Below are 16,478 nucleotides of genomic sequence, written 5' to 3'. Positions count from 1 at the left end.
CGCTTGATGCCGGTGCTAGACTTGTCCGGGTAGTTGCCCAACTGGGCGGCATAGTCTCCACTTACCCGGGAGTTACAAGATGAAAATTACCAGCCTGCTCGCCTCCGCCCTGATTGGCGCCGTCGCCAGCGCGCGATCGATGACGCCGATGGCCACCATCTCGGCGGCGCGCCTCGCGCACCGCCACACCACTGGAAAGCTGGTGTTACTGGATCGTCCCGTGTTCAAATACGGCGCGCTGGCCATGGGCGTCGGCGAACTGCTGGGCGATAAAATGAGAACGGCGCCCGACAGGACGGTCTTTCTGGGACTGCTGGCAAGGGTGGCGAGCGCCGGGATCGCGGGCGCCGCGCTGGCGCCCGAGGGGCGGGAAAAGGCCGGGGCGGCGGTCGCGGTGGCAACCGCCGTGCCGCTCGCCTATCTGACGCTATCCGGCCGCAAGCGGGCCATGGCGAGTATCGGCCAAACCCGCAGCGGGCTGATTGAAGACGCGCTGATCGTCGCCGCCGGCGCCGCGATCGTGGCGCTGGCGACGCGATCGCGATCCGACTAAGCGTCAGGCCTTGCGACGGCGGGCGACAACGCCCATCATCCCCAGGCCAGCCAGCAGCATCGCGTAGGTTTCAGCTTCGGGAACGGCGGTAACGGCCGTGGCGTTGATGTTATCGACCGAGAAACCGTTGAACTCGGGGAGATCGCTGCCGCTGCTGCTGAAGCGGACCGACACCAGGTTGTTGAAGCCCGACGAGAAGGCATACGACGTGAAATTGAGACTGCCGTTGGCACCCGTCGATTTATCGATCAGGAAGGATTGGTACACCGTTCCGCCGCCCGCCAGCACGCCGGTGACGTCGATCTGGTTGGGGATGAAGGTGGAGCCGTCGCCGAAGTTGAAGGCGCCGGCGCCGTCAAAGCTGGACAGGGCGAACAAGCCGCCGCCGGCCTTGGTCATCGTCAGCGAGGCCGCGTCCACGCCATAGGGCGCGACGACATAGTGGGTGCCGTTGTCCGGACACTGCGGACCGCAGTAGGAACCCGTGGGCGTGACGGCGGAGCCGTCCCCGGCCAAAATGAAGTCAAAGCCGTTCGAGGAAAAACCTCCCTGGCTATAAGCCGGCACATCCTCAAAATCCACGGTCGTGGCGTGGGCCTGGGTGGACAGGATGGCGACGCAGGCGAGCACGGCGTTGGTCAGCGTTTTAAACGAAGTCATGAGTTCTCCAAAATAGTTATTGTGTTTTCGCAACGTAAATCGGCTGCGATATTAGCATGCTATTTTGCAAATACACTGATATTTATCGCATCGCCCCCCGCTCAGGGCGGGGTCGGCTGATGGCGCTTGAACGCGTCCCGGATGTTTTGCCGCAGTTGCACATCGTCCCACGGCTTGGTCAAAAAGCGGTAGATCTCGCCGCGATTGACCGCCTCCAGCACCGACTCCAACTCGGTGTAGCCGCTCAATATCAGGCGCATCGTGTCCGGATACAGCCGCGTGGCGATCGCCAGGAATTTCGGACCGCTCATGCCCGGCAGCCGGTGCTCGCACAGGATCACTTGCACCGGCACGCGCGCCAGCACATCGAGCGCCTCTTCCGCGCTGCCCGCCGTGACGATGCGGTAGCCTTCCGAACGCAAGGCCCGCTTGACGGCCGACACCAGCGACGCCTCGCTATCGACGATCAACAGCGTCAGCTCGCGCACCTCCGCCGTCGCCGACAGCTCGATATGCGTGTCGGCGCGCAGCATCGCCTCGAACGCCGTCGCCGGCACCACCGGGCTGAAATAATAGCCCTGGATCTGGTCGCAGCCCTTGAGGCGCAACTGTTCGAATTGCGCCGCCGTCTCCACCCCTTCGGCGATGACCAGCATGCGCAGATTGTGCGACATGGCGATGATGGCCGAGGCGATGGCCGCGTCGTCCGGATTGGTCGTGATGTCGGTGATGAAGGCGCGGTCGATCTTGACGCTGTTGAACGGGAAGCGCTTCAGGTGCGCCAGCGAGGAATAGCCGGTGCCGAAATCGTCCAGCGACAGCTGCAACCCGAGGGCGCGCAACTGGCGCATGGTTTTCTCCGCGCCGGCCGGATCGTGCATCACCAGCGACTCGGTCAATTCCAGCTCGATCAGATTGCTGCTCAGCCCATGCGCCTCCAGCAGGCCCGCCAGCTGCGCGGCCAGGTCGCCCTGTCCGAACTGCAGGGCCGACAGGTTGACCGCCACCGGCACCACGGGCACGCCGTCCGCCGCCCATGCAGCCTGCTGGGCGCAGACGTCGGCGATCACCCAGGCGCCGATATCGAGTATCAGGCCGCTCTCCTCCGCCAACGGGATGAACTGCGCCGGCGGGACCATGCCGCGCTCCGGGTGTATCCAGCGTATCAAGGCCTCGGCGGCGGCGATGCGGCCGGTGCGCAGATCGACCTTGGGCTGGTAGTACATGACGAACTGGCGCTGCTCGCTGGCCCGGCGCAGCATGGTTTCGAGTTCGAGCTTGGCGATCATCGCCGCGTTGAGCTCGGGCGAATAAAACGACAGCCGCCCGCCGCCGGCCCTGGCCTGCTTGAGCGCCGCCTCGGCGTGCCGGAACACCGTCTCGGCGTCGGCGCCGTCGCGCGGATAGCTGGCGATGCCGCCATGGACGCTCAGGCGGATGTCGTTGCCGTCCACCTGCGCCGGTTGCCCGATCAATTCGGCCGCGTGCTCGATGACCGGCAGCAGATTCTCGTTGACGCCGCAGGCGCCGGCGACGACGTAGGTGTCGCCGGCCAGCCGCGCCACCGTGCACGGGCGTCCCAGGCCGTCGACCAGGCGCTGTGCGACGATGCGCAGCACCTGGTCGCCGACCCGCGAGCCGAGCGTGTCGTTGAGGCGCTTGAAGCGATCCAGGTTGATCATGAAGACGAAGGCGTGGCCGCCCTCGTGCTTGCCGGACTGGATGATCTGGCCCAACCGGTCATGGAACAGGGCCTGGTTCGGCAGCCCGGTCACGGGGTCGTAGTAGGACAGGTAATTGACGCGTTCCTCCTGCGCGATGTACTCCATGGCGAAGGAAATGTCGCCGGCCAGGTCGTCCAGCAGCATCAGCTCCTCGGCGTCGAAATAGTCGGCGTCGCGCGCGTACAGCACCATCACCCCGGCCGCCGCCGTGCCCTGCATCAGCGGTATCGCCGTCAGCGACAGGAAGCCGTGTTCGCGCGCGTCGCGGCAGGCCGCCCCGCCCTGCTCCGGCGCGCGCAGGTCGTTGCAGCAAACCGCGCGCGCCTGCGCCAGCGCGCGCCGTGGCACGCTCACTTCATCGTTGGCTTCCAGCGCCATCGCTTGCAGCAGCCGGTCCAGCCGCTCCGGATCGGTGCCGCGCCAGGCGGCGGCCCGCATTCCGCCGCCGTCGCGCAGCGCGATCCAGGCCGTGTCGAAGCCGCCATCCTCGGCGGCGACGCGGCAGGCCTCGTCGTACAGCGCGGCACGGTCGCGGATGCGTATCACCGCCGAATTGATGCCGCTCAGGACGGTCTTGATGCGGCTTAGCCGGGCGATCTTTTGCTGGTGCGATTCCAGCTCGCGCACATAATGGGCCAGCCGGTTGGCGTTGACCAGCGACAGGTGGGTGCGCACGCGCGCGCGCACCAGCGCCGGCGACACCGGCTTGACGATGTAGTCGACCGCGCCGCAGGCGAAACCGGCAGCCTCGTCGACCACCTCGCTCATCGCCGAGACGAAGATCACCGGGATGTCGCTGGTGTCGGCCTGCGCCTTGAGCTGGCGGCAGACGGTGTAGCCGTCCATGTCGGGCATCTGCACGTCCAGCAGGATTAGGGCCGGCCGGTGCTTGCGCGCCGCCGCCAGGCCCTCGGCGCCGTTGCGCGCGAACGCCAGCACATGGTCCGGCCCGAGGATGGCGCGCAGCGTGGCCAGGTTGCTTGGCTCATCGTCGATGATGAGGATGGGGGCGGTCATCGCGCGTCTCCCGCGCCGCCCGGCGCCAGCGCGATCAACGCCCGCACCTCGGCCTCGGCGCCGCGAAAGTCGAAGTCGTCCAGCCGCGAACGCACGGCGGATACCGCCTCCGCCGGCAGCAACGGCGCCAGCGCGGCCAGCAGCGGCGCCGCGACGTCGGGGTTGTCCTGGTCCAGGCATTCGAGCAAAGCGGCCAGCAGTTCCTCCGCGACCGGGGGGGACGGCGGCCCGTCCTCCGTCGCGACCTGGGCGGCCGCGGGCGCCGCCTGCCCCGCCGCGCCGCTACGCTCCACCTGCGACGCCAGCGCGGCGATCGATTCCAGCGCCGTGGCGAGGGCGCCGCGCAGTTGCGCGATCAGCCCGGCGGCGTCGCCGCCGTGCGCGGCCGCTTTTTGCAGCTCCCCCGCCAGCCGGGATATCTCGGGCAGCGCCAGATTGCCGGCCACGCCTTTCAGTTGATGGCACAAGGCGTCCATGCCGGCGGTGCCGCGCGCCGCCAGTTCCGCATCCAGCCGGTCGGCGACGTCGCCGTAGTCGGCGGCGAAGCGGCCAAGAACCGCGCCGTAGGCTTCCCACTCGCTCCATACCAGCCGCGCGCGCTCGATGTCGACGCCGGCGAGCGGCGCCATCAAAGGTAAAGGCGATGGCAGGGACGATGGCAAGGACGCCGCGTCCTCGGCGGCCCGCGCCGGCCCGCCGCGCGCCAGGCGCCTGACCACCTCCATCAGTTCATCGACATTGAACGGCTTGGCTACAAAGGCGTCCATGCCGGCCGCGCGCGCCTCATCCTGCTGGCTCTTGAAGGCGCCCGCCGTCAGCGCCACGATGGGCAGATCGTCGAACAGCGGCGACTGGCGCAGCAGCCGCGTCGCCCCATAGCCATCGAGCACGGGCATTTGCACATCCATCAGCACGATGTCGACCGCGTGCGGTTGCCGCAACAACCAGTCGACCGCCTCGCGCCCGTCGCGGGCCACGCTGACCGTGGCCCCCTCGGCGCTCAGGATGCGCGAAGCCACCTCGCGGTTGATGTCGCTGTCATCGGTCACCAGCACGCGCACGCCGGCGAGACGCACGCTGGCCGGGCGTTCCTGCGCGCCGTCGCCCTGCGCCCCCTGGCGCCGCCGTGCCTGCGCCTGCGCCAGCGCGTTGTACAGGCAGGAGCTGGTCACCGGCTTGGTCAGGATGCCGTCGACCAGCCCGATGTCTCTATGCCTGAGCAACTCGTCGCGGGCGTAGGCGGTCACCATCATCAGCACCGGCTGGGCGTCGTCCGGATAGCTGGCGCGGATCTGGCGCGCCAGCTGCATGCCGTCCATCCCCGGCATCTGCCAGTCCAGCAGCAGCGCGTCGAAGCCGCCGGCGGCCAGATGGCGCTGATGGACGCAGTCCAGCGCCAGCGCGCCGGAGACGGCCTGGCTGGCGCGCCAGCCCAGCGCGCGCGCCATCGACGCGATATTGTCGCGCGAGATGTCGCTGTCGTCGACCACCAGCACATCGAGGTTGCTCAGCGCGGCCGGTTCGACCTGGCCGGCGTCCACGCATTCGAACGGGATGGTGAACCAGAACTCGCTGCCGCGCCCCGGCGCGCTGGTCACGCCGATCTCGCCGCCCATGTGTTCGACCAGATAGCGGCAGATGGTCAATCCCAGGCCGGAGCCGCCGAAGCGCCGCGTGGTCGAGGTGTCGGCCTGGCTGAAGGCGGAAAAGATGTGCTTCAACTTGTCCTCGGCGATGCCGATGCCGGTGTCGGTGACGGCGAAGCGCAGCACGGCGCGCTGGCCGTCGTGTTCCAGCAGCGTCAGGCCGATGCCGAGGGAGCCACGCTCGGTGAACTTGATGGCGTTGCCGGTCAGGTTGATCAACACCTGCTCCAGCCGCAGCGCGTCGCCCACCAGCTGGCCGATGCCCGGCGGCGGCGGCGCGATCGTCAGTTCCACATCCTTGTCGCCGGCGCTGGCGGCCATGATGCTGGCCAGGTTGTCGAGCACATCGGACAGCTTGAAGGGCACGCGCTCGATCTCCAGCCGCCCGGCCTCGATCTTGGAAAAGTCGAGGATATCGTTGATGATGGCCTGCAGCGAGCGGCCGGCGTTGCGGATCTTGCGCACCAGGTCGGCCGCGTCGGCGTCGAGCGGACGCTGGTCGAGCAGGTAGGCCAGTCCCAGTATGCCGTTCATCGGCGTGCGGATCTCGTGGCTCATATTGGCCAGGAAGTCGGCCTTGGCGCGGCTTGCCGCCTCGGCCTCCACGGTGCGCGCCTCCAGCGCCGCGTTGGCGACCCGCAGTTCGGCGGTGCGCGCCGCCACATGCTCCTCCAGGCCGGCGTTGAGCGCGCGCACCTCCGTCTCGGCGGCGGCGCGCTCGGTGATCTCGTGTTCCAGCGTTTGCAGCATGCCGTTGAAGGCGTCGGCCAGCTGCCCCACTTCGTCCTCGCTGTCCTTGGGTGCGCGCAGGCGGTAGTCGCGTTCGCGCACGACCTGGCGCGCGATCTCGCTCACGCCCATGATCGGTCCCGAAATCCAGCGCTGCAGCAGCGACCACAGGCCCAGGCCGAGCAGCAGGCTGCCCAGCAACACTGCCGCCAGGATGGCCAGGTAGCCGCGCAGCCAGGCCGCCAGGTCGTAGCGTTCGCGCAGGTAGACGGTGCCGTGCACCGTGTCGCTGCCGGTGATGCGCTGGAACACGGTCAGTTCGCCGGCGCCGAATTCGGCGCCGTCGGCCGGCGCCAATGTCGCCGGCGCGGCCGGCGAGTCGGCGTCGCGCCGGTAGGCGGCGAAGCGCTTGCCGCCTGCGGTGTAGATCGCCGCCGTCAGGATGTTGGGGTTGGCGCGCAGCAGCGCCAGGTTTTCGGTGGCGACCTTGGGGTCGTCGAACTCGATCGCCAGCGCGCTGCCCTGCCCCAGGATGGCGGCGATCGAGGTCAGCTCGCGCACCGTGGTGGCGCGGTTCTCGCGCAGGTCGCGGTACAGCAGGCCGGCGCCGGCCAGCGCCAGCGCGCACAGGTTGGTCGCCAGCACCAGCAGCAGCAGCTTGTGGCGCACCGAGCGTATTCTCAGCTTCATGGTCTTCCCCCCTCGATTTTGTGCGCCACCGCCAACAACCTCGCGCTGATCTTCAAGCCGCTGCGCTCGGCGTGCGCCAGCGACACGTCGAAACGGATGCGGTTATCGACCGGCACGAAGCTGATGGCGCTGCCGGCGGCCAGCGTGCCGGCGCCGTCGGTGATCGCCAGCACGCCCTGGGTCGCCGCCGCCTCGAGCGTGCGCTTGACGCGCGCGTCGTCCTGGGTGCCGATGTACAGCACCTGGATGGCGCCGGCGGGATCGCCTGCGCGCAAGGTGCGCACGGTCACGCCGCGCCCCTTGATCTGGCGGGTCTGGCGCAGCTGGTTCAACTCGGCGGCGACCTGGTCGGCGTCCACCACGGCGATCACCAGCGGCGCGGCGTCGTCGGCGAAGGCGGCCGGCGGCCACTCGATGTATTCGGCGAAACGGTAGATATAGGCCGCCTTGACCTGCGCCGCGACGCGCGACGGGTCGGCGTCCCCGGCCGCCGCCGCCGGGGGTGGCAGCGACCACGTGAACAGCAGCAGCGACACAAGGAAGGGCAGCAACGACGGCAACCGCGCCCGCGGCAGCGATGGCGCGGCCGCGATGCCGCCGTGCGCGCGTGCCGGGGCGCCGGTGGTCGCCACGTCAAAAACGCAGCGTCAGTTTCAGCTGCACGCCGCGCTCGATCATGCTGCGGCCCGCGCCGCCGCCATACTCCACATGGGACCGGTGCAGCAGGTTGCGCCCGATCAGCGCCACGTCCAGCGTGGGCTGCGGTTGCCACATCCATTGGGCGTCCAGCTCGTAGTAGGCCGGCACGGCGGGCGACGGCAGCGCGCCCATGCGGCGCAGCGTCAGGTCCAGCGCGCTGCGGTCGGTCAGGTCGTACGAGGAGCGCAGCAACCAGTGGTGGCTGGGGTCGTTGGTCGGCAGGGACGGGTTGGTGGCACTGAAATCACGGCTGCCCGGCAGCAGGCGCTGGTTCACGCGCTGCGCCACCAGCCCGGCGTTCAGCCGCCAGACGGGCGCCGCCTGCCAGGTGCCCCACAGCTCGACGCCGCGCGTGTCGCCCTCCGCCCGGTTCTCGAACGCCAGCAACGCCGGGGCGGTCGGGCTGGTCTGCGGTTCCAGCGTGCGCAATTTGTCGTAGCGGCTGTAGAAGGCGGTGGCCGAATAGGACAGCGTCGGCAGTGGCTGGGCGCGGTAGCCCAGCTCGACCACCTTGGCCACCTCGGACTGGAAGTTGGGCCCGCCGCCATATATATACACCGTGCGGCCGCCGGAGACGACCGGCCGGCTTGGAAAGTACAGGTCGCGGTCGAAGCGCGACGGCGCGCGCACGGTGCGGGCCAGGCTGCTCCAAACCAACTGGTCCGGCGCCGGGGTCCACGCCAGACGCAGGCTGGGCAGGTATTCGGCGCCGGTGTACTTATTATGTTCGACCTTGGCGCCGGCGGTCAGCTTGAGGTCCGGCGTGACGGCGTATTCGTCCTGGACGAACAGATTGGCCCAATGCAGATCGAGGTCGCCGGGCAGGAACGCAAATTCGGTCGAGTTCGTCACCCGGTCCCGGCTATGGCGGTAGCCGCCGCCCCAGGTCAGCACGTTGCGCTGGCCCAGGCGCAGGTCGTGCTGGGCGTCGAGGTCGAGCGTGGACAGGCGCTCGATGAAGGCGCCGGGCTGGTTGCGCTCGGTGTGGTCCAGGATGACCTGCAGGCGCAGGTTGGCGTCGGGCGACAGCTTGCGGGTCAGGCGGGTGATCAGATTGGCGCCGGAGATCTGCACCGGCGCGCGGCGGAACTGGCCCAGGTGGCCCTGGTAGCCGTCGCCGGAGACGCTCAGCGCGCCCTCGGCCAGGGCCCAGTCGGTCCGGAAACCGGCCTGGCTGCGCTCCATGCCGAAGTTGGTGTTGACGCCGGTGGCGGTGAAGGTATCGTTCAGCTTCTGGTATTTGCCATAGACGCGATAGGTGCCGCCGTTGGCCAGCTTGCCGCCGTAGCGCACCGAGGCGTTGTGGTCGCGGTCGCCGCCGATGGCGCTCAGCTGGCCGCCCTGGGTGTCGGCCGACGAGCGGGTGATGACGTTGATGACGCCGTTGACCGCGTTGGCGCCCCAGATCGTCGCGCCGGGACCGCTGATCACCTCGATGCGTTCCACGTCCTCCATCACCACATCCTGGGCGTCCCAGAAGACGCCGGAAAACAGCGGCGAATAAACGCTGCGGCCATCGATCAGCATCAGCAGTTTGTTCTCGAAGGCGTTGTTGAAGCCGCGCGCGGTGACGGCCCAATTGCGCGCGTCGACCTGGGCCACCTGCAGATTGGGCGCCAGCCGCAGCGCCTCGGGCAGCGACTGCGCGCCGCTGCGCCGGATATCGCCGGCGCTGATGACGAACACCGACGCGGCCGTGGTGCCAAGGCGCTCTTCCTGGCGCGACACGGACGTCACGATGACATCGCTCAACTGCTCGAGCGACATGTCGGCGATGACGCTGCCGTCCGCGACCCTGGCCCGCGCCGATGTCGCGCAAAGCACCGTCGCAACGAGTAACACCTGTGAAAAGTCGACTCCTCTGGCCATCGCGCCCCCCGCGGTTGCCGCACCCTCGCCGCCGCCCGACCAAGCCGGCGCCCCGCTCAGGAGGAGCGCCACGCACCGCCGAACGGCTCCTCGTACAGGGAAATTATAGCCACATTGGCTACGCTTTCCCGCAGGAATTTATGTTTTAGTGCAAGATTAAAGAGCGGATAGGCGCGGAATGCAACAATTCGTTTTGCCGACAAACCACCCCGGGGTCAAGTCTGACAATCGGACACGATCTCGTCCGAGAAAGCAGCCTTACAACTGAGTCCGTGTCCGAATGCCAGACTTGACCCCCGGGGTTGTTATTGGAAGGCGACTTCGGTGAAGCTGCGCAGTTTGCGACTGTGCAGCCGGTCGACGCCGAGGTCGCGCAGCATTTCGACGGCGCGGATGCCGATCCGCAGGTGCTGGTCGACCCGGTCGCGGTAAAACTTGTTGGCCATGCCCGGCAGCTTGATTTCGCCGTGCATCGGCTTGTCGCTGACGCACAACAAGGTCCCGTACGGCACGCGGAAACGGAAGCCGTTGGCGGCGATGGTCGCGCTTTCCATGTCCAGCGCGATCGCCCTGCTCTGGCTGAACCGCCGCTCGGGCGTGCGCTGCGGCAGCAATTCCCAGTTGCGGTTGTCCGTGCTGGCGACCGTGCCGGTGCGCATGATGCGCTTGAGGTCGTGGCCGGTCAGCTGCGTCACCTCGGCCACCGCCGCTTCGATCGCGACCTGCACCTCGGCCAGCGGCGGAATCGGCACCCACAGCGGCAAATCCTCGTCGAGCACGTGGTCCTCGCGCACATAGCCGTGCGCGAGCACGTAGTCGCCCAGCTCCTGCGTGTTGCGCAGGCCGGCGCAATGACCCAGCATCAGCCAAGCGTGCGGACGCAGCACGGCGATGTGGTCGGTGATGGTCTTGGCGTTGGCCGGGCCGACGCCGATGTTGACCATCGAGATGCCGGCGCCATCCGCGCGGATCAGGTGGTAACCCGGCATCTGCGGCAGACGCGGCAATGCGGCACCCAGCGCGTCAATCGCCTGCACCGACTCGCCGACGCGGCGCGTGATGATGTTGCCCGGCTCGACGAAGGCGATGTAGTCGTGCTCGGGCCCGGCCGCCGCCATCAATTCGTGGCCGAGTTTGACGAATTCGTCGATGTAAAACTGGTAATTGGTGAACAGCACGAACTTCTGGAAATGCTCGCACGAGGTGCCGGTGTAGTGGCGCAGCCGCTGCAGCGAGTAGTCGACGCGCGGCGCCGTGAACAGCGACAGCGGATGCGCCTCGCCCGGCGGCGGCTCGTGGGTGCCGTTGGCGATGCCGTCGTCCATCGCGGCAAGATTGGGCAAGTCGAACACATCGCGCATCAACAGGCGCCGTTCGGCCGTCATGCTGCCTTCAATGTGCTCGTGCTCGGCGAACGAGAAATGGATCGGGATCGGCTGCGCGCTGGTGCCCACTTCCAGCCGCACCTGCTGGTGGTGGCCGTGGTTCTTGAGCAGCAGCCGGAACTGTTCCTGGTAGTAGCGGGCGAACAAATCCGGCCGGGTCAAGGTGGTTTCGTAGGTGCCGGGACCGGCGACGAAGCCGAAGGCCAGCCGCGAATCGGCGCGCGCGACGGTGTCCGTGTGGACGCGCACGAAGGGGTAGCAAGCCCGCACATGCTCGCCGAGGTCCTCCCCGGCGACAAAGCGTTTCATGGCATCGCGCAGATGGGCGATGTTGGCGTCATAAATGGCCAGAACCTGTTCGTAAGCGGCAATCGGATCGTCAAATTGCATCGGGGCGATATGAGGACGGTTCGGTAACATGCGACTCCTTTTTGAAACGGCGAATGAATCAGGGGTTCTTATTTCCTATTGTAAAGGCTGTAAGCAGAACTTGCATTCTTCCCATGGAGGAAGATGAAGGCGTACCGTACAATGACCCCACGCCATTAATAAAGTTTCAGCATGAACGAGCCAGTAATCGAGTCAGCAACACCACGCCTTACGCTTCCGCAACCGCATCCCGACATTCTTTACGGTCACCAGCAAAGCGAGCTGCTGCGCGAGGAGATCCTGGCCGATCTGCTGGAGGCGACCGCCCGCCGCACCCCGGACCAGATCGCGCTGATCTGCGGCGACCGCCGCCTCACCTACCGCGAACTCGACGCGCAGGCCACCCTGGTGGCCGGACGCTTGATCGAGGCCGGCGTGCGGCCGGGCCGGATCGTCGGATTGTGGCTGCCGCGCGGGATCGAGCTGCTGGTGCTGCAGGCCGGCATCGCCAAGGCCGGCGCCGCGTGGCTGCCGGTCGACGAGGACACCCCGGTCGACCGCCTGCGAGTGTGCCTGGACGACGCCGACGGCGCCGGCGTGCTGACCTGCGCCGCCTTCGCGCCCCGCCTGGCCGGACTCGGCCGCCCGGTGTGGACGGCCGAGGCGCTGCTGGACCCATCCCATCCTCCGGCGGCGCGGCGCGGCCAGGTCTCGCCCGACCTGCCGGCCTACGTGATCTACACCTCCGGCTCGACCGGCAAACCGAAGGGCATCCTGATCACCCAGCGCAGCATCTGCCACTTCCTGCGCAGCGAAAACGCGGTGCTGGGCGTGACGGCGGCCGACAAGGTGTATCAAGGCTTCTCGGTGGCCTTCGACATGTCGTTCGAGGAGATCTGGATCGCCTATCTGGCCGGCGCCACTTTGTGGATCGGCCCCAAGGAGATCAGCGGCGATCCGGAGACGCTGCCGCGCATGCTCGATCGGCATCAGGTGACGGTGCTGCACGCCGTCCCCACCCTGCTCGCGCTGTTCAACCAGGACGTGCCGAGCCTGCGGCTGATCAACCTCGGTGGCGAGATGTGCCCGGAATCGCTGGTCGAGCGCTGGTCGCGCGACGGCCGCCAGATGTTCAATACCTACGGTCCGACCGAGGCGACGGTATCGGCCAGCCTGGCGCGCCTGCGGCCCGGCCACCCGGTCACCATCGGCACGCCGCTGCCCAACTACGGCCTGCTGGTGATCGAAGCGAATGCGGACGCCGCGCCTGGCGCGCCCCTGCGCCTGCTGCCGCGCGGCGAGATCGGCGAGTTGTGCATCACCGGTCCCGGCCTGGCGGCCGGCTACCTTGGCCGCCCCGATCTGACGGCGGAAAAATTCCTGCCCAATCCCTGGTCCACCGGCCGGCATGACGAGCGCCTGTACCGCACCGGCGATCTGGCCCGCATAGCCGCCGACGGCGAAGTGGTTTGCCTTGGCCGCGCCGACGACCAGGTCAAGATACGCGGCTTCCGCGTGGAGCTGGGCGAGATCGAAGCGCTGCTGGCACAGGCCGGCAGCGTCGGCACCGTGGCGGTCCTGCTGCGCAAGGACGACGGCATCGACCAGCTGGTCGCCTACCTGGTCGCCGAAGCCGGCGTGACGCTGGACCCGCGCGCGCTGCGCGCCGGCCTGGCCGACAAGCTGCCGCCCTACATGGTCCCGGGACGCTACGAAATCCTGGACGCCATGCCGCGCCTGACCTCCGGAAAAATCGACCGCAAGACGCTGAAGGCCACGCAGCTCAGCGCCGCGCCGGCCGCCGGCGCCGAGGATTCGGACCTGCCCGAAACGCCCGCCGAGGAAGCGCTGTTCGCCGCCCTTGGCAAACTGTTCCCCGGCCAGCCTATCCTGCGCCACGCCGACTTCTTCTCCGACCTTGGCGGCCATTCGTTCTTCGCCGCGCGCCTAGCGTCGGCCCTGCGCGCCGATCCGCGCTACGCCCACGTCACCGTGCGCGACATCTATCAGCAGCGCGAGGTCGGCAAGATCGCGCGGGTGCTCGGCGAGGCGCACGGCGCCAGCACGAAGGAAGCAGAATGGACGCCGCCCTCCGCCCTCAAGCGCTGGACCTGCGGCCTGGCCCAGGCGGCCGTGATGCCGGCGCTGGTGGCGCTGCGCATGGCGCAGTGGCTGGCGCCGTTCTTCACCTACCATTTCTTCACCGGCGATCCGGGCGACTCGGTGAGGCGCGCCATCGCCGCCTCGGTCGGCGTGTTCCTGCTGGCGACGGTGCTGGAGTTCGCCATCGCCATCGGCGGCAAATGGCTGATCGCCGGCCGCATCAAGGCCGGCGACTATCCGCTGTGGGGCCTGACCTACTACCGCTGGTGGCTGGCCGACCGCCTGGTCGAGGCGGCGCCGGCGTATCTGTTAAGCGGCTCCTCGCTCAACGCCTGGTGGCTGCGCGCGCTGGGCGCGAAGATCGGCCGCGACGTGACGATAGGCTCGATGAGCGTGCGCGTGCCCGATCTGCTGACCATCGCCGACAACGCCAGCATCGGCAACGCCGTCAATTTCGAGAACGCCCGCGTCGAGCGCGGCGTGCTGCGACTTGGCCGCATCACGCTGGAACGCGACACATGTGTGAGTTCCTTCGCCATCCTCGAAGGGAACACCCATGTCGAAGCGCAGGGCCACCTGGACGGGCAATCGGCGCTGGGCGACGGCGCCCGCGTGCCGGCGGGCCGCGTGTGGGCCGGCTCGCCGGCGCGCGATGCCGGCGCCTTCGATCCCGCGCGCCTGCCGCCACGCCCGGAGCTGACGCGCGCGCGCAGCCTGGGCGAAGGCCTGTTCTTCGTGGCCGGCATCCTGCTGATCGTCACGCTGTTCTTCATGCCGGTGTTCCCGAGCTTCGTGCTGATCGACTGGTTCGACGAAATCGGCGTGATGCCGGCGATCCAGGGCGACGGCATGGGCATCCGCCTGCTGCGCTACTTCCTGCTGGCCTTCCCCGCCAGCGCGGTGCTGATCCTGCTCACGGCGCTGCTGTCGGCGGGCATCCGCTGGACCGTGCTGCCGAAATTGAAGCCGGGCCGCTTCGCGGTGCACAGCAACACCTACTGCGCCAAATGGCTGGTTAGCCAGATCCAGGAATCGAGCCTGCAGGTCCTGCACGGCATTTACGCCACCGTGTTCGCGCCGTACTGGTATCGGCTGCTGGGCGCCAAAGTCGGCAAGGACGCGGAGATCTCGACCGCGCTGGGCGTGGTGCCCGACATGCTGACCCTGGGCGACGAGACCTTCATCGCCGATGCCGTCATGCTGGGCGACGAGGAAATCGACGGCGGCTGGATGACCATGCAGCCGACGGTGATCTCCAACCGCAGCTTCGTCGGCAACGGCGCCTACATCCCGGACGGCACGGTGCTGCCGGAGCAGGTGCTGATCGGCGTCCATTCGCGCGCGCCGGACAACGCGCGCATGCACAGCGGCGACACCTGGCTCGGCTCCCCGGCGATCAACCTGCCCGCGCGCGAGCAGACCAGCGGCTATCCCGAGTCGCTGACATTCCACCCTTCGGCCATGCGCCGGCTCGGCCGCGGCTTGATCGAGGCGTTCCGCATCGTCGCGCCGCACGCGCTGGTGATCGCGGTCGGCTACACCCTGGTGATGGAGGTGATGCCGGCGGCCGGCGCCGGCCGCTGGGCGGAGGTGATCTGGGACCTGACGTTGGCGGGGCTGGTCTACGGTGTCGGCAACTACGTGTTCGTGGCGCTGCTCAAGTGGATACTGATCGGCCGCTATCGCAAGCGCTCGGCGCCGATGTGGACGCCGTTCGTCTGGCTGTCGGAGGGCGTCACCAATCTGTACGAGGGCATCGCCGTGCCCAATTTCATGCGCTACCTGCGCGGCACGCCGTGGCTGCCGCTGGCCTTCAACCTGATGGGCGCGAAAATCGGCAAGGGCGTCTATCTGGACACCACCGACATCACCGAATTCGATTGCGTGCGCATCGGCGACCATAGCGAACTCAATGCCCTCACCTGTCCGCAGACCCACCTGTTCGAGGACCGGGTGATGAAAATCGACGAGGTGACCATCGGCGCGCGCGTTTATTTGGGACCGCGCAGCGCGGTGCTGTACAGCGCCGTGGTCGGCGACAACGCCCGCCTCGGCGCGCTAACCCTGGTCATGAAAGGCGAGCATATTCCGGCCGGCGGCAACTGGTCCGGTTGCCCGGCGGCGCCGTCAAGTTAGTATCAAAACAATAGTCGCAACACCGCCGTGCCCGCTGCGCCGGGGCGATGCGCGCTGCGGTACGCCACCCGCCCGGCAAATGTGTTAAATAACAACGTGTCGATTTCACGTCAGCAATTAATTTCATGATTTCAATTAACAAGTCGGCATGTAATAATGGTATTGTGCTTTTCCTACTTGTTTGAAATTACGGAGTTTGTCATGTCACCAACACGCTTTTTTGCCATCCCAATGCTCGTACTCGGCTTGCTGGCCGGCTCGGCGAACGCGGCCGTCGTCTTCGACAGCTTCGGCCCCAACGATTTCCTGCAGTACGCGGTCGACAACGGCACCGATGCCGATGGCACGCACCACGAGCAAAGCCATGCCGTGCGTTTCACGCTGACCGCCGAGACGAAAATCACCTCGATCCGCACCGCCATCGATAACGCGAGCGGCTTGGGCAAGCTCACCTTGGGCATCATGACATCGTTCCAGCCGGATACCACCGGCATGCCCAACCCCGGCGACTTCCAGCAACTGCCATCGGGCAAGCTCCTGTACTCGAGCGACCTGACCGGCGTGCTCACCGGCGCCTCCCTGTCCAACCTGAACTGGACGCTCGGCGCCGGCACCTACTGGCTGACCGGTTCGGCCGTCGATACCTCGGCGACCTGGACCACCGGAAACCTGGCCAACTATGCGCTCTCGACCGAGGCGGGCGTCTGGACCGGCGGCTTCGAAAACATCCTTAGCCCGGCGGCGCTGATCGAAGGCACGCAACTGGCCGTGAGCGCCGTCCCCGAGCCGGAAACCTATGCCATGATGCTGGCTGGCATCGCGCTGGTGTCGGCCCTGGCACGCCGCAAACGCGCCGTCTGAAAATGCTTTCTACCGGAAAAGTCACAAAACTCGTGGC

Annotated in this window: 9 protein-coding genes; 3 read left to right on the top strand and 6 right to left on the bottom strand. The window is 67.6% G+C overall.

Features of this window, described 5'->3' with window-relative positions; all coding sequences use genetic code 11:
* The first annotated feature begins 79 nt into the window (after positions 1-79).
* Positions 80-553, top strand: coding sequence for a hypothetical protein (locus MRBLMU1_RS10120; protein ID WP_363500434.1), 474 nt, complete (start codon positions 80-82; stop codon positions 551-553).
* A 3-nt stretch (positions 554-556) separates the two neighbouring features.
* Here MRBLMU1_RS10120 and MRBLMU1_RS10115 read toward each other — a convergent pair whose 3' ends face one another.
* The 6 genes from MRBLMU1_RS10115 to MRBLMU1_RS10090 all read right to left on the bottom strand — a co-directional run bounded on the left by MRBLMU1_RS10115 (position 557) and on the right by MRBLMU1_RS10090 (position 11,392).
* Positions 557-1,213 carry a PEP-CTERM sorting domain-containing protein gene (locus tag MRBLMU1_RS10115; RefSeq protein ID WP_363500431.1) on the bottom strand — a complete coding sequence of 219 codons (657 nt, stop codon included), beginning with the start codon at positions 1,211-1,213 and terminating at the stop codon, positions 557-559.
* 101 nt (positions 1,214-1,314) lie between these two features.
* Positions 1,315-3,954: an EAL domain-containing protein gene (locus tag MRBLMU1_RS10110; RefSeq protein ID WP_363500428.1), complete on the bottom strand. Its 2,640-nt coding sequence runs from the start codon at positions 3,952-3,954 to the stop codon at positions 1,315-1,317.
* Positions 3,951-7,019 carry a hybrid sensor histidine kinase/response regulator gene (locus MRBLMU1_RS10105; protein ID WP_363500425.1) on the bottom strand — a complete coding sequence of 1,023 codons (3,069 nt, stop codon included), beginning with the start codon at positions 7,017-7,019 and terminating at the stop codon, positions 3,951-3,953. Before MRBLMU1_RS10105 ends, MRBLMU1_RS10110 begins: the two co-directional genes overlap by 4 nt.
* Complete coding sequence (locus MRBLMU1_RS10100; protein ID WP_363500422.1) at positions 7,016-7,651, bottom strand: YfiR family protein; 636 nt, start codon at positions 7,649-7,651, stop codon at positions 7,016-7,018. Before MRBLMU1_RS10100 ends, MRBLMU1_RS10105 begins: the two co-directional genes overlap by 4 nt.
* A gap of 1 nt (position 7,652) precedes the next feature.
* Entirely contained in the window at positions 7,653-9,560 is a 1,908-nt protein-coding gene (locus MRBLMU1_RS10095) for a TonB-dependent receptor plug domain-containing protein (protein ID WP_363500419.1), read from the bottom strand.
* Between the two features lie 332 nt (positions 9,561-9,892).
* Positions 9,893-11,392, bottom strand: a complete 1,500-nt coding sequence (locus MRBLMU1_RS10090; RefSeq protein WP_363500416.1) for an AMP nucleosidase — start codon at positions 11,390-11,392, stop codon at positions 9,893-9,895.
* Positions 11,393-11,533: 141 nt separating this feature from the next.
* Here MRBLMU1_RS10090 and MRBLMU1_RS10085 point away from each other — a divergent pair, with 141 nt between their 5' ends.
* A complete protein-coding gene (locus MRBLMU1_RS10085) occupies positions 11,534-15,580 on the top strand; it encodes a Pls/PosA family non-ribosomal peptide synthetase (RefSeq protein WP_363500413.1) in 4,047 nt (1,348 codons plus the stop codon).
* Positions 15,581-15,781: 201 nt separating this feature from the next.
* The gene (locus MRBLMU1_RS10080; protein WP_363500410.1) at positions 15,782-16,441 is read left to right on the top strand and encodes a PEP-CTERM sorting domain-containing protein; all 660 of its coding nucleotides are present in this window, start codon (positions 15,782-15,784) and stop codon (positions 16,439-16,441) included.
* Positions 16,442-16,478 lie beyond the last annotated feature (37 nt).

Origin of the sequence: Burkholderia sp. LMU1-1-1.1 (assembly GCF_040675865.1) — a bacterium.
In the GTDB taxonomy this organism is placed as follows: domain Bacteria; phylum Pseudomonadota; class Gammaproteobacteria; order Burkholderiales; family Burkholderiaceae_D; genus Rugamonas.
This window is presented reverse-complemented; position numbering and strand designations above follow the sequence as displayed.